The sequence below is a fragment of the Crenobacter intestini genome, from assembly GCF_004919095.1.
GTDB classification, from domain to species: Bacteria; Pseudomonadota; Gammaproteobacteria; order Burkholderiales; family Chromobacteriaceae; genus Craterilacuibacter; species Craterilacuibacter intestini.
Genome location: NZ_STGJ01000029.1, coordinates 1 through 22046, shown reverse-complemented (window position 1 = coordinate 22046; position 22046 = coordinate 1). Strand labels below are relative to the sequence as shown.

Below are 22046 nucleotides of genomic sequence, written 5' to 3'. Positions count from 1 at the left end.
GCCGTCGACTGCGCAGCACCTGCTGCGGTGGCTGCGTTATTAGCTGTGTTCTTGGCGTCGTTGGCGGTCGACTGCGCGGTGGTGGCATTCCTATTCGCATCAAGAGCCGATTCGTGGGCTCGGTCAGCCGCCTCCTGCGCGCCGTTGGCGAGCGCCTTGGCGTATCCAGCGTCTTGCTGCGCCACGTTTGCCGTCGACTGCGCAGCTCTCACATCAGTTTCCGCTTGGGTAACCCGATTCGTCAAAGCCTCCAGATCAGTCGAAGAAGAGCCGCTGCCTCCACTCGCCAAGCCGTCAACCTTGGTTTGCAAGGCCTTGAACTGATTCATGCTGACCGCGTCACTATCTTCGATGCCGTCGGCAATATTGGTCAGACGACGCCTGGTGGTAGTGTTGCCGAACGAAACCACATTTGTATCGAATGCGAGAGACCCGTAGCCAATCGCGACCGAACCATTAAACGCCTCCGCGCCAACACCCAAGGCAACGCTATTAGAAGATGCTTTGGCCCAGTCGCCCAGCGCAATGCTTGACACTTCAGCCATGGCATTGCGCCCGAAAGCCAGGCCGCCTTCATTCGCATATGCGTTATTACCGATGGCAATGGAGAATCCAGCAAAGTAGCCGTAGTCGTAGCTGAGCGCCTTCGCATTCGAGCCAATGGCGATATTCCCAGATGGAGCCTCAGGCAGTGGGGTCAAGTTGTCCGAATTAGTAGCTTGGCTCCCCCCCCCAATTGCGATATCACTCGGACTGAAAGTGTTTGCCAGATATCTGTTGGGAAATAGCTCGATACCATCACCTGCCCACGCCGCCGAGGACAGGGCGAGGGAGACCAGTACGGTCATTTGTTTGAGTTGCATGCAGTTTTTCCTTTGTCTTTTGCGTCAGGTCATCTGGCGCCAGCGTGCGCGCTGCACACAATCACAAGCCGGAACCATGAAATGACGCGATAATATCAATAGGAAACAGCTGCAGACCTTACCAATTCTTACATGCGCACCCCGATCGTAACCGCCCCCCGCCCCCTGCACTGGCGCTCGCTCTGCCACGCCATGCTGCTGGCACTATGCCTGCTCACCCCCTCGCTCGCCGCACAAGCCGCCCCCGCCCCCCTATGCTGGGCGCAACTGGCCGACCCGCAAGGCGCGCTGTCCATCCACGACGCCGCCCGGGCGTCTTTCAAAGAGGCCAGCGGCCAGCCAGCGCTCGGCTACCGCGCCGGTGCCACCTGGCTGCGGCTGCAGCTACCCGCCTTGCGCGGCGAGCACTACGGCTGGCTGGAGCTGCGCTCGTCCCTGCTCGACAACGTGGCGTTCTACCAGCAGGGGGCCGACGGGCACTGGCAGGTGCAGCGCGCGGGCGACCGGATTCCACTCGCCGCGCACACGCTGAACTACCGCCAACCGGTATTCCGCGTGAACTGGCAAAACGGCCAGCCGGCCACTGTCTACCTGAGGCTGGAAAGTACCAGCACGCTCAGTTTCCCGTGGGCGCTGCACACGCCGTCTTCATTCATGTCGTCGGCGGGCCGCGAGCAGTTGTTGTTCGGCGTGTTCTACGCGATCCACCTGGTGCTGCTGGTGAGCAGCACGTGGTTCTGGCTGCGCACCAGGAACCTGACCTTCGCGCTGTTCGGGCTATGCGTGCTTGCCAACCTCATCAGCACCCTGTGCGCCGAGGGGCATGCCTACCAGTACCTGCTGCCGGACCAGCCACGGCTGAGCGACGCGCTGTACGTGGTCAGCTGGTTTGGCGCGACCCCGCTGGGCATGCTGTTCTCCTGCCATTACCTGGGCCTGTACGCCGGGCGCTGGCGCCGCGCGGCGCTGGGGGCGACCTGGCTGGCCGCGGCCATCGCGCTGATCACGGCGCCGTGGCTGATCTGGAGCAACATAAGCTGGCTGCGCCCGGCCTACCTGCTGTGGGCACTGTCGGCCAACCTGTTGCTGCTGCTGGCCTCGCTCTGGCAACTGGTGCAGGGCAACTGCTTCGCGCGTCCGCTGGCGCTGGTGCAAGTGCTGTTCCTGGGCGGCATCGGGGTCCGCTTGGCACGCAACACCGGCCTGGTCGAGCCGGGCTGGCTGGTGGACAACGCGCATTATCTGGGGATGATGGCCTTCTTCCTGATCATGCACTCGGTGGTGACCTGGCGTTACACCGACCTCCGCGCGGAAAAGGAAGCCGCCCAGGCCGAAGCGTTGCGCGTCGCGCGCGAGGCCGAACAGCGGCTGGAGCAACAGGTGGCCGAGCGCACCGAGGCGCTGAAAGAGGCGATGGAACAGGTGGAGGGTGCGCTGCTGCTCGAGCGGCGCGCGCAGCAACAGCAGCAGCAGTTCCTGGCGACGGTGTCGCACGAGCTGCGCACCCCGCTGGCGGTGATCGACAGCGCCGCGCAAAACCTGCTATTGGGCACGGGGGACGCGCAAGCGGTGGGCGAGCGCACCCGTCAGCGCTACCAGAAGATCCTGGCCGCCAGCCAGCGGCTGACGCTGCTGCTGCACGACGCGCTGAGCGACACCCGCTTCACCCTCGCGCGCCAGCGCGTCGAGGCCATCGAGTGTTCGCCCGCCGCATTGCTGGAAGACGCCGCACGCTCGGCCGCCATCGTCAGCGACACCCACCGCATCGTGGTCGATACCGGCAAGCTGCCCGACATCTGGGTGTGTGACCCGGCGCTGACCACACTCGCGCTGCGCACGCTGACGGACAATGCGGTCAAGTACACGCCACCCGGCTGCGAAATCCGGTTGGGGGGCCAGCTCGAAGGCGACACGCTATTGCTGTGCATCCGCGACAACGGGCCGGGCATCCGCCCCGACGAATTGCCCCGCCTGTTCGAGCACGGCTTTCGCGGCAGCGAATCCGCCCGCCACGCGGGCAGCGGCCAGGGCCTGCCGCTGGCGCGGCAGATGCTCGCCTGGCAAGGCGGCAGCCTGAGTGTGGACAACCAGGAAGGTGGCGGCTGCCGCGCCTGCCTGCGCCTGCCAAGGCGTACCGCCGAAGCTCAGCCCAGCGCGACGGAGACCGTCAGCGCGTAACCGGCGCCGTGCACCGTCTTCAGCGGCAATTCGCCCCCGGCGTGCTCGCGCCAGCGCTGACGCAGGCGGCTGATCTGGGTATCCAGCCGGCGCTGGTCGTAGTCCAGCCAGCCGTGCCCCTGCGCCTCGACGATCGCGCGGCGGCTGACAGGCTCGCCTCCCGCCGCCGCCAGCACTTCCAGCAATGACCACTCGCCGGCAGACAGCTCGAACGGCGGCAAGCCCGGCGCGCACAAGCCGCGGCTGGCGCGTTCCAGCCGCCAGTTCGCCAACCCCACCCGCCTCGACAACGCCTGCAAGGTCGCGTCCAGCTGCAGCAGGTTGACCGGCTTGACCAGGTAATGGTCGGCGCCGCCCTGCAGGCCGGCGACCACGTCCTGCGTCGCGCCGCGCGCGGTCAGCATCACGATGCCGCACCCTGCCGAGCGCGCGCGCAGGCGCGCGGCAAAGTCGAAACCGCTGCCGTCGGGCAGCATCACGTCGCACACCGCCATCGCGGCCTGCCCGCTGAGCGCCTCGGCCTCGGCGATCGTCGACGCGGCCAGCACCTGCCAGCAGCGCGCGCGCAGGAAATCGGCCAGCTCCTCTTGCAGGTCCGGTTCGTCTTCCAGGAGTAACAGTCGATGCATGGCAGTGGATCCGCAGGATGGATGGACAAGGCCGCGCCCGGGCGCTGCGACGCAGTGCCCAAGATACACCATTGACATGGTGCGTGCAGACGACAAAAAAGCCCTGACGCGTCAGGGCTTTGATGTTGGTACTGGCGGAGAGAGTGGGATTCGAACCCACGTGCGGCATACGCCGCCCACTGATTTCGAGTCAGGGCCGTTTAGCCTCTCCGGCATCTCTCCGCGATCAGTGAGGCGCCACTATAACCGCGCCCTGCGGGTCCGTCAACACCTTTCTATAGATTTTTGACAGGCTGCACCTTGGTTTCCTTCCACAAGGTCAGCGCGGCGAGCAAGGTCAGCGCGAGCGCGACCAGCGCCATGCCGAAAGCCTCGGCGTGCGTCGGCGTCTCGCCGAAGGTCGCCCACGCGAGCAGCACCGCCACCGCCGGGATCGCCAGGATATTGAGGCCGGCCATGCCGGCCGACAGTTTGCTCAACAGCAGCATCCAGGCAAGCCAGCCCAGGCCCCCGGCGAGCACGCCGGAGAACACCAGCACCGCGGCGAGTTCGGGCGACCAGCGCACCGGCGCCGCCGCCGGAAACAGCGGCAGCAACAGCACCAGCGGGACCGCGCCGTACAGCATCTGCCAGAAGGTCAGCCCCAGCGTGTCGACGCGGTGGCGGATGCGCAGGCGCTTGGCGATGATCGCAGCGGCCGCCCACACCAGCCCCCCGCCGACCGCCAGCAGGTCGGAAAGCCAGCCACCGGTGAGGTTCCTCGGCTCGAGGATGGCGATGAGACCCGCGAAGGCCAGGCCGACCGCCAGCCACTGCAGGCGGGAGAGCCGCTCGCCCAGCCACAGCCGCGCCATCAGGAGCGTCCAGAACGGCATGGTGTAGCACAGCACCGACACCTTGCCGGCGCCGCCGGCGACCAGCGCGAGGTTGGTCAGCAGCACGAAGCCCGCCGTCTGCGTGAGCCCGAGCAGGAAGGTCGGCACGAAGGGCGTCGGCTTGAACGGCCGGTGCGTGAAAAACATGATCAGGCCGAGGGTGAGCACCGCCAGCACGGTGCGCATCAGCCCCAGTTGCGCGGCACTGGCATAGGCAAGGCCAAGCTTGGTGACAATCCAGTTGCCGCCCCACACCAGCCACAGAAAAGCCAGCGTCAACACGCCGGACAGGGAGTACGTCTTGTTCATTTACTGAAAAACCAAGAGGCGGGGCAGCCCCCGCCTCTGCTTGGCCGTGCCTTGCGGCACGGCAGGTTCATGCCTCGAGGTTCTTGGATACGATCTCGTACACGTCGGCCGACAAGCCCTGGTGCGCGAGGATGCGCTTGAGTTCGCCCTGCATCAGCGCGCCGCGCACCGGCTCGATACGGCGCCAGCGGTTGAACGCCTGCACCAGCCGGCTCGCCACCTGCGGATTGAACGCGTCGATCGCGAGCACCTGGTCGGCGAGGAAGCGGTAGCCGGCGCCGTCCGCGGCATGGAAGGCCGCGACGTTGCGCCCGAAGGTGCCGAGCAGGCTGCGCGCCTTGTTCGGGTTCTTCAGCGAGAACGCCGGGTGGACGAGCGCGGCCTCGACCGCCGCCAGGGTGTCCGGCAGATGGCTCGCCGCGACCAGGGTGAAGTACTTGTCCATCACCAGCGCATCGTGCTGCCAGCGCCGCGCGAAGTCGGCGAGACAGTGCTCGCGCGCGTCGCAACCGCGGTCGCGCAGCGCATTAAGCGAGCCCATGGTATCAGTCATGTTATCCGCCGTCTCGTACTGCTTGCGCGCCCCTTCCAGCGGCCACACGTCCGGCAGCCGGCACAGCATGGCGAGCGCGACGTTCTTCAGCGCGCGCTTGCCGGCGTCGGCCACTTCCGCGCCGCGGGTCTGGTTCAGGTCGAATGCCTCGCGCCACTGGCCGCGCAACTGCTGCGCGAGCTCGTTCAGCACACCCAGGCGCGCGCGGCAGATCAGCGCGGGGTCGGCGGCGTCGATAAGCTCGATCAGGTCGGCCTCGGACGGCAGGGTCAGCATCAGCGCGCGAAACGCCGGGTCGAGCCGCTGGTTGGCGAGCACGGCGCCGACTGCGTCGACGAAGGTCTGCGACAGCACACGCTGACGGTCGGCGGCCAGGTCGGCCACCGCGCGCATCAGGATGCGCCGCGCCAACTCCTGCGACGCCTCCCAGCGGCTGAAGGTGTCGCCGTCGTGCGCCATCAGGAAGGCCAGCTCGTCGTCGCGCCAGTCGTAGTCGAGGCGCACCGGCGCCGAGAAGCCGCGCAGCAGCGAAGGCACCGGCTTGTGCGCGATGCCGCCAAAGCGGAACACCTCGCGCGCGCGGCGCACTTCGAGCACGCGGCTGACCGAACCGGCGTCGCTGCCGTCGCCCGGCGCCTCGCCTTCCAGCACCAGCGGCAAGGGCTTGCCGTCGCGGCCGATCAGCGCCATCGCGAACGGGATGTGCAGCGGCTGCTTGTCGGTCTGCCCCGGCGTCGGCGGTACGCTCTGCTCGATGGTCAGCACCACCTCGGCACGCACCGCGTCGTGTTCGAGCGCGACCTTGAGCAGCGGGGTGCCGGCCTGGCTGTACCACAGCGCGAACTGGGTGAGGTCGACGCCGTTGGCGTCGGCCATTGCCGCGCGGAAGTCGTCGCAGGTGACCGCCTGGCCGTCGTGGCGCTTGAAGTAGAGCGCCATGCCCTTCTGGAAGCCCTCTTCGCCCAGCAGCGTGTGGTACATGCGCACCACCTCGGCGCCCTTCTCGTACACCGTCATGGTGTAGAAGTTGTTCATCTCGATGTAGGCGTCCGGCCGGATCGGGTGTGCGGTCGGGCCGGCATCCTCGGGGAACTGCAGCGCGCGCAGCGCCTTCACGTCCTCGATGCGCTTGACCGCACGGCTGCCCATGTCGGCGGAGAATTCCTGGTCGCGGAACACGGTCAGGCCTTCCTTCAGCGACAGCTGGAACCAGTCGCGGCAGGTCACGCGGTTGCCGGTCCAGTTATGGAAGTACTCGTGGCCGATCACGCTCTCCACGCCGTCGAAGTCGGCGTCTGTCGCGGTGTCCTGGCGCGCCAGCACGTACTTGGTGTTGAAGATGTTGAGGCCCTTGTTCTCCATCGCCCCCATGTTGAAGTCGCCGACCGCGACGATCATGTAGATGTCGAGGTCGTACTCGAGGCCGAAACGGGTCTCGTCCCAGCGCATCGACTTATTCAGCGACGCCATCGCGTGCTGCGACTTGTCGAGGTCGGCCGGCTCGGTCCAGATCTCCAGCGCCACCTTGCGGCCGGAGCGGGTCACGAAGCTGTCCTTCAGCGCCGAGAGCTTGCCCGCGACCAGCGCGAACAGGTAAGCCGGCTTCTTGTACGGGTCAACCCACTTCACCCAGTGCCGCTTCTTGTCGGTCATCCCCTCGCCGACCTTGTTGCCGTTGGAGAGCAACACCGGGAAGGTCTGCTTGTCGGCGATGATGGTCGTGGTGAACTTCGACATCACGTCCGGGCGGTCGAGGGAGTAGGTGATCTTGCGGAAGCCCTCGGGCTCGCACTGGGTGAACAGGTTGCCGCCGGAGGCGTACAGCCCCATCAGGCTGGTATTGGCCGCCGGGTCGATCTCGGTCTCCACTTCGAGGATGAAGCCGTCCGGCACCGCGTCGATCTCGAGGCATTCCTCGCCCTGCCGGTAACGCGTGGCGTCCAGCCGCTCGCCGTCCAGCGTCAGCGAGATCAGTTTTGCCGAGCCGTCCAGGCGCAGCGTCTGCCCGGCGGCGCCAAGCGCGCGCATCACCAGGCGCGCGTGCACCCGGGTGAGCGTCTCGCCGATATCGAAGGTCAGGTCGACCTTGTCGATCGAGAAGGCCGGCGCCTGGTAGTCCTTGCGGTATTTGGTCGTTTTCTGGCTGGTCATCTTTGTCTCCCGCTTTTCATTGCTGTTGCAGCCACGCGCAGCCGGCGTCGGCCAGCGCGAGGTAGCAAGTGTCTTCCGGCGCCGCCTGCAGCTCGACATCGAAACGCATCAGTTCGTCACGGCGGAACGCGTGCACGGCGACCACCTCGCCGGCCGCGCGGCCGGCAAGCGCCCGCTCGAGGTCGGTGAGGCGTAGGCCGTCCAGCGCGACCATCACGTCGCCGCCGGAGAGCCCCGCACGCTGCGCCGCCCCGTCGTCGAACACCTGCATAAGGCGAACGCCCGACGCTTCCGGCGCGCATTTTACGCCGAGCGTGACCCGCGCGCCCGACTTTGCGGCGCGGGTCTCGACGCCGCCGCGGTCCGCGCCGCTGGCGGCGGCCACCAGTTGCAGCGTCACCCCCTGCGTGACCAGGAGCTCGGCCAAGGGCAAATCCGAGGTGCTGCGCAGCGCCTGCTCGAAGAAGCCGGCCAGCGGCAGCCCGGTCGTCCCGCTCGCGATCGCCTCCCACTCGTCCTCGCCGATGCCCTGCCCCGCTTCGCGTTCGCGTAACCACAGCGCGCGCATCACGTCGTCGAGCGAATGGCGGCCGTCGCTGTCGCGGCGGATGGTCAGGTCGAGCGCGAGCGCGGCCAGCGCGCCCTTCGCGTAGTAGCTGACGATCGCGTTCGGGCTGTTCTCGTCCTGCTTGTAGTACTTGGTCCACGCGTCGAAGCTCGACGCCTCCAGCGTCTGCTTCAGGCGGCCGCTGCCGCGCAGCACCGAGGTGACCGTACGCGCGAGCAGCCCAAGATAGCGCGGCGCGTCGATCAGCCCGGCGCGCAGCAGCGTCAGGTCGTCGTAGTACGAGGTCACGCCCTCGAACGCCCACAGCAAGCGGGTATGGTTCTCGCGCGTGAGGTCGTACGGCACGAAGGCGGCCGGCTTGATCCGCTTGACGTTCCAGTTGTGGAAGTACTCGTGGCTGATCAGGCCCAGCAGTTGCAGGTAGCCGTCGGACAAGCCGTCGTCGCCCAGCTTGGGCAGGTCGTCGCGGTCGGCCATCAGCGCGGTGCTGTTGCGGTGCTCGAGCCCGCCGTAAATGCCGCCGCCGACGTAGAGCAGGAACAGGTAGTGCTCGAACGGCGCCGGCTTGCCGAACAGGCGGATCTGGTACTCGCAGATTTGCTTGGCGTCGCGCGCGAGCCGCTTGAGGTCGGCGTGGTGGTGCCGGCCGCTGAGCACCAGCCGGTGCGGCACGCCGCACGCCTTGAAGCTGACTTCCTCGAAGTCACCCAGCTCGAACGGGTGGTCGATCAGCGCGTCGTAATCCTTGGCCAGGTAGCGGCCGAAGCCTGCCTTGTCGACCTTGACCGCGTTAAGCGCGCACGCCAGGCGCCAGGCGCGCAGTGCGGAGGCCTTGGGCGCACGCACGTCGACTTCATGCGCGCAGTGCTGCAGCCCCTCGGCGTACAGGCACAGGCTGCTCGGGTTGAAGAAGCCGCGCGTGGCGTCGAGGTAGGCGCCGCGCACCGACAAATCGTACGCGTAGACCTCGTAGCGCACTTCGAGCGGCCCGTCGGTCGGCGCGGCCTGCCAGCTGTCCTTGTCGAGCTTGGTCAGCACGACCGGCTGCCCGTCGCAGCTCGCCTCGATGCGGACAATGTGGCGTGAAAAATCACGGATCATGTAACTGCCCGGGATCCACGCCGGCAGGCGCAGCAGATGGCCCTGCGGCGCTGCCGCATCGACCTGCATGCGGACGTCAAAGAGATGCGCCTCGGCGGAGGCGACGGCAATGCGGTAACGGACAGGAGATTTCATCGGGAACGGTCTTTCCGGCAGGGAAAGCGGTGCAAACGGTCGGAAGTTCCGAATGCATCAGCTTTCCGTTGATCCAGGTCAAATTCTCGACCTGATATGACAATAAAATTCACGGTAAGTCCATGGGTCGGCGGGCACTTGCGAGCCCACCCTCCGCGAGACTGGGGCTACCGCGCCGCACAAACCGGTCTGGCTGTAATCCAGCCGATTCGATAGAATGACGTGCTGATAAAGAGGGATGTCATGCCCTCAGTCACCATAACTTTGACCGGGCGGAAAAAGCGGTCACGATCGGGGCACAGACCCCATGTGGCGGCATCGCTAACAAATCGGAATCCTGTTCCGGTTCAAACGATGACACCAGAGATACATTTTAGTTCGCAACCTTGGAGAATCGTTAATGGAAACGCAATCCACTTACAACTATAAGGTGGTGCGCCAGTTTGCCGTCATGACCGTCGTGTGGGGTATCGTCGGCATGCTGGTAGGCGTAATCATTGCGGCCCAGCTGGTATGGCCAGACCTGAACATCGGTCCCTGGCTGCACTTCGGCCGGCTGCGCCCGCTGCACACCAACGCCGTGATCTTCGCCTTCGGTGGCTGTGCGCTGTTCGCCACCTCCTACTACGTGGTCCAGCGTACCTGCAACGTGCGCCTGATCTCCGACAAGCTGGCCGCCTTCACCTTCTGGGCGTGGCAGCTGATCATCGTGCTCGCCGCCATCACCCTGCCGCTGGGGATCACCACCGGCAAGGAATACGCCGAGCTCGAGTGGCCGATCGACATCCTGATCGCCATCACTTGGGTCGTCTACGCGATCGTGTTCTTCGGCACCATCGCCATCCGCAAGGTCAAGCACATCTACGTGGCCAACTGGTTCTACGGTGCGTTCATCCTGGCGGTTGCGCTGCTGCACATCGTCAACAGCATGGAAATCCCGGTCTCCATGTGGAAGTCGTACTCGGTGTACGCCGGTGCCGTCGACGCGATGGTGCAATGGTGGTACGGCCACAACGCGGTGGGCTTCTTCCTGACCGCCGCCTTCCTGGGCATGATGTACTACTTCGTACCGAAGCAGGCCGGCCGTCCGGTGTACTCCTACCGCCTGTCGGTGGTGCACTTCTGGGCGCTGATCTTCACCTATATGTGGGCCGGCCCGCACCACCTGCACTACACCGCGCTGCCTGACTGGACCCAGTCGCTCGGCATGGTGTTCTCGCTGATCCTGCTGGCGCCGTCCTGGGGCGGCATGATCAACGGCATCATGACCCTGTCCGGCGCATGGCACAAACTGCGTACCGACCCGATCCTGAAGTTCCTCGTGGTGTCGCTGTCGTTCTACGGCATGTCGACCTTCGAAGGCCCGATGATGTCGATCAAGACCGTCAACGCGCTGTCCCACTACACCGACTGGACCGTCGGCCACGTGCACTCCGGCGCGCTGGGCTGGGTGGGCTTCATCACCATCGGTTCGATCTACTACCTGATCCCGCGCCTGTTCGGCCGTGACGCGATGTACAGCACCAAGCTGATCGAAGCGCACTTCTGGATGGCCACCGTCGGCGTCGTGCTCTACATCGCCGCGCTGTGGATCTCCGGCGTGATGCAGGGCCTGATGTGGCGCGCACTGAACCCGGACGGCACCCTGACCTACTCGTTCGCCGAAGTGGTCAAGGTCACCTACCCGTACCACTTCGTGCGCCTGCTCGGCGGTCTCCTCTACCTCGGCGGCATGTGCCTGATGGCTTACAACGTGTTCCGCACCGCGACCGCTGGTCGCCCGGTTGACGCCAAGATCCCGGCTGTCACCGCCCAAGCTCACTGAGGCAAGGACGCATCATGGAAAAGATCCAGAAACTGATCGAAGAAAAAGTCGGCTACCTGATCGTATTCACCTTCCTGACCATCAGTATCGCGATGCTGGTCGAGATCGTGCCGCTGATGTTCATGAAGCAAACCACGGAGCCGATCAAGGGCGTCAAGCCCTACACCGCGCTGCAGCTGGCCGGCCGTGACATCTACATCCGCGAAGGCTGCTACAACTGCCACTCGCAGATGATCCGCCCGTTCCGCGCGGAAACCGAGCGCTACGGCCACTACTCGGTCGCCGGCGAGTCAGTGTACGACCACCCGTTCCAGTGGGGCTCCAAGCGTACCGGCCCGGACCTCGCCCGTGTCGGCGGCCGCTACTCGGACGAATGGCACCGCGTGCACCTGATCAACCCGCGTGACGTGGTTCCGGAGTCCAACATGCCGGGCTTCCCGTGGCTCGCGCGCAACCTGGCCGACGCCGAGATCGTCCCGGCCAAGATGGAAGCGCTGCGCAAGGTCGGCGTGCCTTACACCGACGAGCAGATCGCCGGCGCCAAGGCCGAAGTCGAAGGCAAGTCCGAGATGGACGCGCTGATCGCCTACCTGCAGGGCCTCGGTCTTGCGCTGAAGAACGTGCGCTGACATGGACTGGACCAACTTTGCGCGCTCGATGTTCACGGTGCTGTGCTTTGCATCGTTCATCGTGATCTTGCTGGGCGCATACGGCAAAAAGTCCAAACAGCGCTATGAGGAGGCGGCCATGCTGCCCTTCATGGACGACGAATACGCGTCCGGCCAAGCACCGGAGCGCGCTTCCAATGGAGCCAAGCAATGAGCAATTTCTGGAGCAACTGGGTCACGTTCATCGTGGTCGTCGGCATCCTGGGGGTCACCCTGGTGCTGTTCACGCAGTCCAAGGCCAAGGTCAACAAGCCGGGCGAATCCGAGGACACTACCGGCCACCGCTGGGACGACGACCTCGAGGAGTACAACAACCCGCTGCCGCGCTGGTGGATGTGGATGTTCTACCTGACCATCGCCTTCGGCATCGGCTACCTGGTCCTCTACCCCGGCCTCGGCAACTTCAAGGGCGTGCGCAACTGGTCAAGCGTTGGCCAGTACAAGGAAGAAGTGGAGCAGGCGCAAGCCAAGTACGAGCCGCTGTACGCCAAGTACAAGTCGATGGACGTGAAGGCGGTCGCGGCCGACCCACAGGCGCAGGAAATGGGCAAGCGCCTGTTCCAGACCTACTGCATCCAGTGCCACGGCTCTGATGCGCGCGGCGCCAAGGGCTTCCCGAACCTGACCGACAACGACTGGCTGTGGGGTGGTCAGATCGACACTATCCACACCACCATCGCCGCCGGCCGCCATGGCCAAATGCCGGCTTGGGGTGCCGCCTTCGGTGAAGAGAAGGTCAAGGACACTGCCAACTTCGTGATGTCGCTCTCCGGCAAGAAGCACGACGCCGACCGCGCCGCCCGCGGCAAGGAGACCTTCGCGGCAGTTTGCGCGGCCTGCCACGGCCCGGACGGCAAGGGCAACCAGGCGCTGGGCGCACCGAACCTGACCGACAACACCTGGCTGTACGGTGGTACCGAGAAGACCATTATCGAGACCATCACCAACGGTCGCCAGAACCAGATGCCGGCATGGAAGGACTTCCTCGGTGACGACAAGGTGCACGTGCTGACCGCGTACGTGTGGAGCCTGTCGAACAACCCGAAGGCGCAGTAAGCCAAAACAGGGACTGCCCGCCCACGCGGGCAGTCTTTTTTCGGCCTTTCAATTTACATGACGGTATACTGAACGCAAGGTCAGCAGGAGAAGCTTGCGCAAAGCGCGTCCCAGCGGCGTGCTTTGCGAAACCTTCTCACTGGAAGCAGACCCCGATGTCAGACGAACTCAAGAAGATCCCGATCAAGGTGGAGCCGGTCAAGCCCAAGGAACCCGAACTGCAGTCGCTGTACGCCGCGCACAAGAAGATCTACCCCAAGAGCGTCAGCGGCGTGTTCGCCAAGTGGCGGATCCTGTTCATTCTGGCCACCCAGCTCGTATTTTTCGCGACGCCGTGGCTGCAATGGAACGGCCGCCAGGCCGTGCTGTGGGACATGGTCAACCGCAAGTTCTACATCTTCGGGCTGACCATCTGGCCGCAGGACTTCGTCTACCTCGCCGCTTTCCTGATGGCCGCCGCCTTCGGCCTATTCGTGTGGACGACCATCGCCGGACGCCTGTGGTGCGGCTACGCATGCCCGCAAACCGTATACACCGAGATCATGCTGTGGATCGAGCACTGGGTCGAGGGCGACCGCAACGCCCGCCTCAAGCTCGACAAGGAAGGCATGAGCGCGCGCAAGTTCCGCATCAAGGCGACCAAGGAAACGCTGATGGTCGCGTTCAGCCTCGTCACCGGCTTCACGCTGGTCGGCTGGTTCACGCCCATCCGCGAGCTGACCGACGCGCTGCCGACCTTCTCCTTCGGCCCGTGGGAAACTTTCTGGATCTTCTTCTACGCCGGCTTCACCTACCTGCTGGCCAACCGCCTGCGCGAGCAGGTGTGCAAGTACATGTGTCCGTACGCCCGCTTCCAGAGCGTGATGTTCGACGAAGACACGCTGATCATCTCGTACGACGCGGTCCGCGGCGAGCCGCGCGGCGCGCGCAAGAAAGGTACCGACGCCAAGGCGGCCGGCCTTGGCGAGTGTATCGACTGCAAGCAGTGCATCCATGTCTGCCCGGTCGGCATCGACATCCGCGACGGCCTGCAGTACGAGTGCATCGGCTGCGCCGCGTGCATCGACATCTGCGACGAGGTGATGGACAAGGTCGGCAGCCCGCGCGGCCTGATCCGCTACACGACCGAGGCCGCGCTCGAGGGCAAGTACCCCGAGTCGGCCATCCTCTCCCGCCTGAAGCGCCCGCGCGTGGTGATGTACACGCTGGTGCTCGCCCTGGTGCTCATCAGCGCGCTGGTTTCGCTGTCGATGCGCGCACCGCTGAAGGTCGATATCATCCGCGACCGCGCCTCGCTGGTACGCGAGACCGACGACGGTCTTCTGGAAAACAGCTACAGTATCCGCCTGATCAACGTCACCGACGAGGAACAGCGCCTCAAGCTGTCGGTCGAAGGCTTGCCGGACATCCGTCTGCTCGCCGACAAGGACGAGATCGTGCTGCCGCCGCTGGCCAACGAGCTGATCGGCGTGCGCGTGCAGGCGCCGCCTGAATCCGCGCCCAAGGGCAGCCACAAGATCGAGTTCGAAGTGAAATCGGTCGGCGAAAACCATTTCGAGATCGAAGAGAAATCGAGTTTCATCGGAGAATAATGCATGCAAACGAGTACCGGCGCGGCGCGCCCTTGGTACAAGGAGCCTTGGGTGCTCGGCCTGATCGCCGGCCCCGCGGTGGTGGTGGTCGCCGGCTTCATCACCTTCTACCTGGCCGCCAGCACCTTCGACGGCATGGTCAGCGACGACTACTACAAGCAGGGCAAGGAAATCAACATGCAGCTGGTGCGCGACGAGCACGCCGCCCAGATGGGGCTGACCGCGCAGGTACTGGTCTCGCCCGACATGAAGACCGTCAGCGTCACCGCGTCGAGCAAAGCGCCGCTGGAAGGCCCGCTGCTGTTGCGCCTGATGCACCCTGCGAGCGAGAGCTTCGACCAGACCATCGAGCTGCGCGCGCAAGGCGCGGGCCGCTATGTGGGCACGATCAAGCCGCACAACGCGAACCACTGGTACCTGCGCCTCGAGGACACGTCCGGGCAATGGCGGGTGCAGGGCGAGTGGCGGCCGTCCGAGGGTAACGCGGTGCTGCTGGGTACGCCCAAGCTGGAGGCGGTCGAACAATGATGCGACGGCTGCTTCCCCTCATCCTGTGCGCGGGGCTCACGGCATGCGCGAGCACCGCGCCCTATCATGCCGCCCAGCTCAAGGGCGAGGTCTACTACCTGGAGAGGATCGCGCTGCCGCCGGCGAAGAGCCGCGTCGAAGTCAGGCTGCTCGACGTCAACGGCCCGGCGCCGGCAGTGCTTGCCGAGACGCTGATCGAGCAGCCGGCCGGCGTGCCGATCCCGTTTACCCTGCGCTACGACGCGCGCACCAGCGGCAACCTCAGGCTCGACGCCAAGCTGTGGGTCGACAACCAGCTGATGATGGCGACGCCAGAACCGCAGCCGCTGGCGCTGCCGGCCACCGAGCCGGTACGGGTCCGTGTCAGCACGGTGCGCGGCGGCTGACCCTCCCCTGCCACGACAAACGCCCCGCGCTGCGGGGCGTTTTCTTTGGCGGAACCGCTTACAAGGCTGGCTTCAAGCGGGCAGTGAAGTGGCGCAGGATGGGCGGCTCGTATTCGAACACGAGCCCGCGCACCTGATCCGTGCGCGCCAGTACGCTTGCGAGGCAGTCGGCGATGTAGTCCATGTGGTCGTTGGTGTAGACGCGGCGCGGGATGGTCAGCCGCATCAGCTCGAACGGGCTGTCTTCCTGCTGCCCCGTTTGCGGGTTGCGCCCGAGCAGCAAGGAGCCGATCTCGACCGCGCGGATGCCGCCCTCCAGATAGAGCGCGCAGGCAAGCGCGTGCGCGGGGAATTGCCCGGCCGGCACATGCGGCAGCATCTTCTTCGCGTCGACAAACACCGCGTGCCCGCCGGTCGGCGTCTGGATCGGCACACCGGCCGCGGCAAGGCGCTCGCCCAGATACGCGACCTGCCCGATGCGGTAGTCGAGATAAGCCTCGTCCATCCCCTCGCGCAGGCCGATGGCGAGCGCCTCCATGTCACGCCCGGCGAGGCCTCCGTAGGTGACAAACCCTTCCATCGGCACGCAGCGCACGCGCACCGCCCGAAACAGCGCCTCGTCCTCCCTGAAGCAGCACAGCCCGCCGATATTGACGAGCGCGTCCTTCTTCGCCGACATGGTGAACATGTCGCCGTAAGAGAACATTTCGCGCACGATGGCTGCAATGCCCTCCCCCCGGTACGCCGGATCGCGCTCGCGGATGAACCACGCGTTCTCGGCGAAGCGCGCGGCGTCGATCACCACCGGCACGCCGCGTGCACGTGCGAGGGTGCTCGCTGCGCGGATATTGTCCATCGCCACCGGCTGGCCGCCGGCGCTGTTACAGGTGACGGTCACGATCAGCGCGGCGACGTTGTCCCCCTCTGCGTCCAGCAGCGCCTCAAGCTTCGGCAAGTCGAAATTGCCCTTCCAGTCGTACGGCATGGTGGTGTCGAATGCCCGCGCGTCGAGCACGTTGACGGCACGCGCACCGGAAAGCTCGACATGCGCCTTGGTCGTGTCGAAGTGGTAATTCGACACGAAAAGCGGGCGCGCCCCGCGACAGCGTGCAACCAGCTCCGGAAACAGGATCTGCTCGGCCCCGCGTCCCTGGTGGGTAGGAATGGTGTACGGGTAGCCGAACTGCTCCGCCACCGTCGCCTCCAGGTAACGGTAGTTGCGGCTGCCGGCGTAGGCTTCGTCGCCCATCATCAGGCCGGCCCATTGCCTGTCTGACATCGCACCGGTACCGGAGTCGGTCAGCAGGTCGATATAGACGTCTTCCGCGTCGAGCAGGAAGGGGTTCCAGCCAGCCTCGGCGAGCCTGGCCTGACGGTACTCTGCGGTGGTCTGCCGGATCGGCTCGACCATCTTGATGCGGAAGGGTTCGGGGATGCGTCTGGACATGATCTCTCCTTGCCGCGCGCACGATGCGGCGACGGTCATTGCAATGGGGCAAGATGGCCGGATGGCCGTCAGGAGGGATCAGCCGCGGGGAAAGTCATCCGCCAGCATGGGGTCGAGCGTGACCCAGCTCGGTGCGAGGCGGCCTGCCGGCTGCCTGCGGGACAAGCTTGCGGCGCGGTTCATGACAGTTCCTTGGCGGGTTTCATCTATATATGAGTCAGGCTGCTTGGGCGAGCCCAGACAGCATCAAAGCACAGAACACGCGGTGTTGTCTTCTGCACAGCACATTTGGGTGAAAAAATTCATAAAGGCGACATATACCCACCCTATTTAGGTATTTGCTTATTTTCTATTGAACTGGGCGCCCAAAAAGGGTTAACTCTATTGACACGATCGTGGCTGGACCGCGACGAAATACAAAAAATCAAGGGTGTGAGAAAAGGACCAACAATGCAGCTTCAACATCCAAGGGGGCTTTACCTCCTGTTCGCCACAGAGATGTGGGAACGTTTCAGCTACTATGGCATGCGCGCGCTGTTCGCCCTCTTCATGGTGAACGCGCTGATGTACGACAAGGTGCAGGCGTCCGAGATCTACGGTTCGTTCACCGGCCTCGTCTATATGGCCCCGCTGCTGGGCGGCTATATTTCCGACCGCTACTGGGGCAACCGCCGCTCCATCATCGTCGGTGCGCTCCTGATGGCCGCCGGCCAGTTCATGATGTTCACCTCCGGCCTGTTCCACGCCGACGCTGCCACCGCGACGCCGTTCCTGTACGGCGGGCTGGGGCTGTTGATCGCCGGTAACGGCCTGTTCAAGCCGAACATCTCGTCCATGGTCGGCCAGCTCTACCCGGTCGGCGACAAGCGTGTCGACTCGGCATTCACCATCTTCTACATGGGCATCAACGCAGGCTCGCTGATCGCGCCGCTGATCTGCGGTACGCTGGGCGACACCGGCAACCCGGACGACTTCAAGTGGGGCTTCTTCGCCGCCGGCGTCGGCATGCTGTTCTCGCTGGTGCTGTTCTTGCTGTTCAAGAACAAGCATCTGGTCGACCCGGCCGGCAAGCCGATCGGCATGCCGCCGCAGGCCAAGGTCGACGCCTCCGGCAACAAGATCGCCCACGAGCCGCTGACCCACGTCGAGAAGCAGCGCCTGGCGGTGATCCTGATCCTGTCCGCCTTTGTGATCTTCTTCTGGTCCGCCTTCGAGCAGGCCGGTGCCTCGCTGACCTTCTTCGCGTCCGAGCAGACCAACCGTGACCTGCTAGGCTTCACCATCCCGGCCTCCTACTTCCAGTCGATCAACCCGCTGTCGGTGGTGATCTTCGCGCCGATCTTCGCCTGGATCTGGACCAAGCTCGGCAACCGTGGCGCCGAGCCGAACTCGCCGATGAAGATGGCGATCGGCCTGCTGTTCCTCGCGGTCGGCTACCTGGTCATCGCGTTCGGCGTCGAAGGCGTGACCGCCGACACCAAGGTCAGCATGATGTGGTTGGTCAGCCTCTACATGCTGCACACCTTCGGCGAGCTGTGCCTGTCGCCGATCGGCCTGTCGCTGGTGGTCAAGCTCTCGCCTGCCCGCCTGACCAGCCTGATGATGGGGATCTGGTTCCTGTCCAACGCGGCCGCCAACAAGTTCGCCGGCATGCTATCCGAACTCTACCCGGAGCCGGGCATGCCCAGCCCCGAGCTGCTCGGTTACACGGTCAGCAACCTGCACGACTTCTTCATGCTGTTCGTGTTCATGGCCGGTGCCGCCGCCGCCATCCTGTTCGCGCTCTCCAGCACGCTGAAGAAGATGATGCACGGCATCAACTAAAGCGTTGGCGCCCACAAAAAACGCCACGGCATTGCCGTGGCGTTTTTGCTGACATACACGCCTTACTCGAAGACCAGCTTGCCGTCCTTCTCGTCGACCAGCACCGTCGCCTTCGGCGGATAGCGCCCGGCGAGGATGGCCTTGGCCAGCGGGTTCTCCAGTTCGGACTGGATCGCGCGCTTGAGCGGACGCGCGCCGTACACTGGGTCGAAACCGGCTTCCGACAGTTGCGTCAGCGCCGCGTCGGTCACCTGCAGCTCAAGGTCGAGCTTGGCCAGCCGCGCCTCGAGGCCCTTGAGCTGGATGCGCGCGATCGACTTGATATTCGCCTCGTCCAGCGCGTGGAACACCACCACCTCGTCGATGCGGTTGACGAACTCCGGCCGGAAATGCGTCTTCACCTCGGCCATCACCGCAAGCTTGATCACCTGGTAATCGTCGCTCTGCATCATCTGGATCTGCTGGCTGCCGATATTCGACGTCATCACGACGACCGTGTTCTTGAAGTCCACCGTCCGCCCCTGCCCGTCGGTCAGGCGACCGTCGTCCAGCACCTGCAGCAGGATGTTGAACACGTCGGGATGCGCCTTCTCGACTTCGTCGAGCAGGATCACGCTGTAAGGCTTGCGCCGCACCTGCTCGGTCAGGTAACCGCCCTCTTCGTAACCGACGTAGCCCGGCGGCGCGCCGATCAGACGGGCGACCGAATGCTTCTCCATATACTCGGACATGTCGATGCGGATCAGGTGATCCTCGCTGTCGAACAAGAAGCCGGCCAGCGTCTTGCAAAGCTCGGTCTTGCCCACGCCAGTCGGCCCCAGAAACAGGAAGGAGCCATAAGGCTTGTTCGGGTCGGCAAGACCCGAACGGCTGCGGCGGATCGCGTCGGCGACGGCGACGACCGCCTCGTGCTGGCCGACCACCCGCTCGTGCAGCATGTCTTCCATGTGCAGCAGCTTTTCTCGCTCGCCGGTCAGCATCTTGGACACCGGGATGCCGGTCATGCGGCTGATCACCTCGGCGATCTCTTCGGTCCCTACCTCGGTACGCAGCAGACGGTGGCCTTCGACCGCCTGGTCGCTATGCGCTTCAGCCGCCGTCAGTTGCGCCTCCAGTTGCGGCAGCTTGCCGTACTGCAGTTCGGCCAGCTTCTGCCAGTCACCCTTGCGCTTGAGCTCCTCCATTTCGACCTTCAGGCGGTCGATTTCTTCCTTGATGCTCTGGCTGCCCTGCTGGGACGCCTTCTCGGCCTTCCAGATCTCGTCGAGGTCCGAGTACTCCTTGGACAGGCGTTCGATCTCTTCTTCGATCAAGGCCAAGCGTTTCTGCGAGGCCTCGTCGTCCTCCTTCTTCACCGCTTCGCGCTCGATCTTCAGCTGGATCAGTCGGCGGTCAAGCTTGTCCATTTCCTCCGGCTTGGAGTCCAGTTCCATCTTGATGCGGGAGGCCGCCTCGTCGATCAGGTCGATCGCCTTGTCCGGCAGGAAGCGGTCGGTGATGTAGCGGTGCGACAGCTCGGCCGCAGCGACGATCGCCGGGTCGGTGATGTCGACGCCGTGGTGGATCTCGTACTTCTCCTTCAGGCCGCGCAGGATCGCGATGGTGTCCTCCACGCTAGGCTCGTCGACCAGCACCTTCTGGAAACGGCGCTCGAGCGCGGCGTCCTTCTCGATATACTTGCGGTACTCGTCGAGCGTGGTCGCGCCCATGCAGTGCAGTTCGCCGCGCGCCAGGGCGGGCTTCAGCATGTTGCCCGCGTCCATCGCGCCGTCGGCCTTGCCGGCGCCGACCAGGGTATGGATCTCGTCGATGAAGACGATGGTGTTGCCTTCGTCCTTGGCAAGGTCGGTCAGCACCGCCTTCAGGCGTTCCTCGAACTCGCCGCGGAACTTGGCGCCGGCAAGCAGCGCAGCCAGGTCGAGCACCAGCAGTTTCTTGTGCCTGAGGCTGTCCGGCACCTCGCCGTTGACGATGCGCTGCGCCAGGCCCTCGACGATGGCCGTCTTGCCGACCCCCGGCTCGCCGATCAGCACCGGGTTGTTCTTGGTACGCCGCTGCAGCACCTGGATCGCGCGGCGGATCTCGTCATCCCGGCCGATCACCGGGTCGAGCTTGCCGGCACGGGCGCGCTCGGTCAGGTCGAGCGTGTACTTCTTCAAGGCCTCGCGCTGGCTCTCGGCGTCCTGGCTGGCGACACTCTCGCCGCCGCGCACCGCGCTGATCGCGGCTTCCAGCGCCGCTTTGCCGGCGCCCGCCTGCTTGAACAGTCGCCCCGCCTCACCCTTGTCGTCTAGCAGCGCCAGGAGGAACATCTCGCTGGCGATAAAGTCGTCGCCGCGCTTGATCGCAGCCTTGTCCGCCAGGTTAAGCAGGTTGCCAAGGTCGCGCGAAACGGTAATCTCGCCCCCCGTCCCTTCGACCTTCGGCTGGCGCTCCACCGCCTGGCTCACGCTGCCGCGCAAGGCGGCGACGTTGACGCCGGCACGCTGCAACAGCCCGGTCACCCCGCCATCCGCGTCGTCGAGCATCGCCTGCAACAGGTGCACCGGTTCGATAAAGCCGGCATCGAAACCCAGCGCCAGGCTCTGCGCATCCGCCAGGGCCTGCTGGAACTTGGTCGTCAATTTGTCAAAACGCATGAATTCTTCCCCAAAACGAATGGATGTCTTCACATCTTGGGCGACAAACCTGCATTTTCAAGAGCGCACCCTTGACAAAACTCACCCCTTCAATTCCTTAATTTTCAAGGCCAACCGAAAATTAACTTCTATGCTGAAAACCTCGCGTGCAAGGAAAGCCAGATGACAATCCGCACACTCTTGCTGGTCCCAGCATTGGCGCTTTCCGGCCAACTGCTGGCGTCCCCTGCATTACTGTTGTTCGGTGCCTCGCATCACAGCGGTTGCGACACCCGCAAGTACCGCTGCCAGTTCGAATCGTTCAACCCGGGCGCAGGCATCGAATGGGGCTGGGATCAATCATTGCTGGCCGGAGGCATGCCGCTGGTACGCGCCGGCGTGTACCGCGACTCCTACGACGAGACTGCCGCGTTCATGGCAGCAGGCTGGCGCAGGACATGGCCGCTGGGCGGGCACTGGGAAGTGGGGGTGGTCGTGCTGGCAGGCTATCTGCACGGCTCGGGAATCGACGGCTTTGCCGCATTGCCGCTGGCGACGCTTGGCTACGGACCGCTGGCACTCGAGCTTGCCTACATCCCAAAAGGCCAGGTCGGCGGCCTGCAGGGTGACGTCGCCGTCACAAGCGTCAACCTGCGCTGGCAATTCTGAGCATGCCTACAAAGCAAAACCCCCAGCTCATTGAGCTGGGGGTCTGCGGATGGGGCGTCTGGCGGTGTCCT

17 protein-coding genes and 1 tRNA gene are annotated in these 22046 nt (G+C 64.8%); 10 read left to right on the top strand and 8 right to left on the bottom strand.

All coding sequences use genetic code 11. The features are described from left to right. On the bottom strand, positions 1-863 hold an 863-nt coding region (locus E5K04_RS16175; RefSeq protein WP_235844409.1), incomplete at its 3' end, for an alanine-zipper protein. 132 nt (positions 864-995) lie between these two features. Between E5K04_RS16175 and E5K04_RS16170 the strand changes: the two genes are divergently transcribed. Next, on the top strand, positions 996-3041 hold the full coding sequence (locus E5K04_RS16170; protein WP_136555880.1) for a sensor histidine kinase: 2046 nt from the start codon (positions 996-998) through the stop codon (positions 3039-3041). Here the strand turns inward: E5K04_RS16170 and E5K04_RS16165 are convergent. The 5 genes from E5K04_RS16165 to E5K04_RS16145 all read right to left on the bottom strand — a co-directional run bounded on the left by E5K04_RS16165 (position 3008) and on the right by E5K04_RS16145 (position 9362). Continuing rightward, positions 3008-3670 carry a response regulator transcription factor gene (locus tag E5K04_RS16165; protein WP_136555879.1) on the bottom strand — a complete coding sequence of 221 codons (663 nt, stop codon included), beginning with the start codon at positions 3668-3670 and terminating at the stop codon, positions 3008-3010. The genes E5K04_RS16170 and E5K04_RS16165 overlap by 34 nt on opposite strands. Before the next feature lie 132 nt (positions 3671-3802). Then, positions 3803-3892: transfer RNA gene (locus E5K04_RS16160), tRNA-Ser, on the bottom strand. Between the two features lie 53 nt (positions 3893-3945). After that, the gene (locus E5K04_RS16155; RefSeq protein WP_136555878.1) at positions 3946-4854 is read right to left on the bottom strand and encodes a DMT family transporter; all 909 of its coding nucleotides are present in this window, start codon (positions 4852-4854) and stop codon (positions 3946-3948) included. A gap of 67 nt (positions 4855-4921) precedes the next feature. After that, entirely contained in the window at positions 4922-7558 is a 2637-nt protein-coding gene (pepN, locus tag E5K04_RS16150; RefSeq protein ID WP_136555877.1) for an aminopeptidase N, read from the bottom strand. Positions 7559-7574: 16 nt separating this feature from the next. After that, positions 7575-9362: a M61 family metallopeptidase gene (locus tag E5K04_RS16145; RefSeq protein ID WP_136555876.1), complete on the bottom strand. Its 1788-nt coding sequence runs from the start codon at positions 9360-9362 to the stop codon at positions 7575-7577. A gap of 400 nt (positions 9363-9762) precedes the next feature. Here E5K04_RS16145 and ccoN point away from each other — a divergent pair, with 400 nt between their 5' ends. The 7 genes from ccoN (at position 9763) to E5K04_RS16110 (ending at position 15417) form a co-directional block, all read left to right on the top strand. Beyond that, positions 9763-11187 carry a cytochrome-c oxidase, cbb3-type subunit I gene (gene ccoN, locus E5K04_RS16140; protein WP_136555875.1) on the top strand — a complete coding sequence of 475 codons (1425 nt, stop codon included), beginning with the start codon at positions 9763-9765 and terminating at the stop codon, positions 11185-11187. A 14-nt stretch (positions 11188-11201) separates the two neighbouring features. Then, the gene (gene ccoO, locus E5K04_RS16135; RefSeq protein ID WP_136555874.1) at positions 11202-11816 is read left to right on the top strand and encodes a cytochrome-c oxidase, cbb3-type subunit II; all 615 of its coding nucleotides are present in this window, start codon (positions 11202-11204) and stop codon (positions 11814-11816) included. A 1-nt stretch (position 11817) separates the two neighbouring features. Next, complete coding sequence (locus E5K04_RS16130; RefSeq protein WP_136555873.1) at positions 11818-12009, top strand: cbb3-type cytochrome oxidase subunit 3; 192 nt, start codon at positions 11818-11820, stop codon at positions 12007-12009. Next, a complete protein-coding gene (gene ccoP / locus E5K04_RS16125) occupies positions 12006-12911 on the top strand; it encodes a cytochrome-c oxidase, cbb3-type subunit III (RefSeq protein WP_136555872.1) in 906 nt (301 codons plus the stop codon). Before E5K04_RS16130 ends, ccoP begins: the two co-directional genes overlap by 4 nt. Before the next feature lie 155 nt (positions 12912-13066). Then, the gene (ccoG, locus tag E5K04_RS16120) at positions 13067-14503 is read left to right on the top strand and encodes a cytochrome c oxidase accessory protein CcoG (protein WP_136555871.1); all 1437 of its coding nucleotides are present in this window, start codon (positions 13067-13069) and stop codon (positions 14501-14503) included. Between the two features lie 3 nt (positions 14504-14506). Continuing rightward, entirely contained in the window at positions 14507-15031 is a 525-nt protein-coding gene (locus E5K04_RS16115; RefSeq protein WP_136555870.1) for a FixH family protein, read from the top strand. Next, the gene (locus E5K04_RS16110; RefSeq protein WP_136555869.1) at positions 15028-15417 is read left to right on the top strand and encodes a YbaY family lipoprotein; all 390 of its coding nucleotides are present in this window, start codon (positions 15028-15030) and stop codon (positions 15415-15417) included. Before E5K04_RS16115 ends, E5K04_RS16110 begins: the two co-directional genes overlap by 4 nt. Before the next feature lie 58 nt (positions 15418-15475). Here the strand turns inward: E5K04_RS16110 and E5K04_RS16105 are convergent, their stop codons facing one another. Continuing rightward, positions 15476-16864: a tryptophanase gene (locus E5K04_RS16105; RefSeq protein ID WP_136555868.1), complete on the bottom strand. Its 1389-nt coding sequence runs from the start codon at positions 16862-16864 to the stop codon at positions 15476-15478. A 450-nt stretch (positions 16865-17314) separates the two neighbouring features. Between E5K04_RS16105 and E5K04_RS16100 the strand changes: the two genes are divergently transcribed. Then, positions 17315-18688 carry a peptide MFS transporter gene (locus E5K04_RS16100; RefSeq protein ID WP_136555867.1) on the top strand — a complete coding sequence of 458 codons (1374 nt, stop codon included), beginning with the start codon at positions 17315-17317 and terminating at the stop codon, positions 18686-18688. A 62-nt stretch (positions 18689-18750) separates the two neighbouring features. Here the strand turns inward: E5K04_RS16100 and clpB are convergent, their stop codons facing one another. Then, positions 18751-21327, bottom strand: a complete 2577-nt coding sequence (gene clpB, locus E5K04_RS16095) for an ATP-dependent chaperone ClpB (protein ID WP_136555866.1) — start codon at positions 21325-21327, stop codon at positions 18751-18753. Between the two features lie 162 nt (positions 21328-21489). On the opposite strand from clpB, the gene E5K04_RS16090 reads away from it, so the two are divergent. Further along, on the top strand, positions 21490-21975 hold the full coding sequence (locus E5K04_RS16090) for a hypothetical protein (RefSeq protein ID WP_136555865.1): 486 nt from the start codon (positions 21490-21492) through the stop codon (positions 21973-21975). Positions 21976-22046 lie beyond the last annotated feature (71 nt).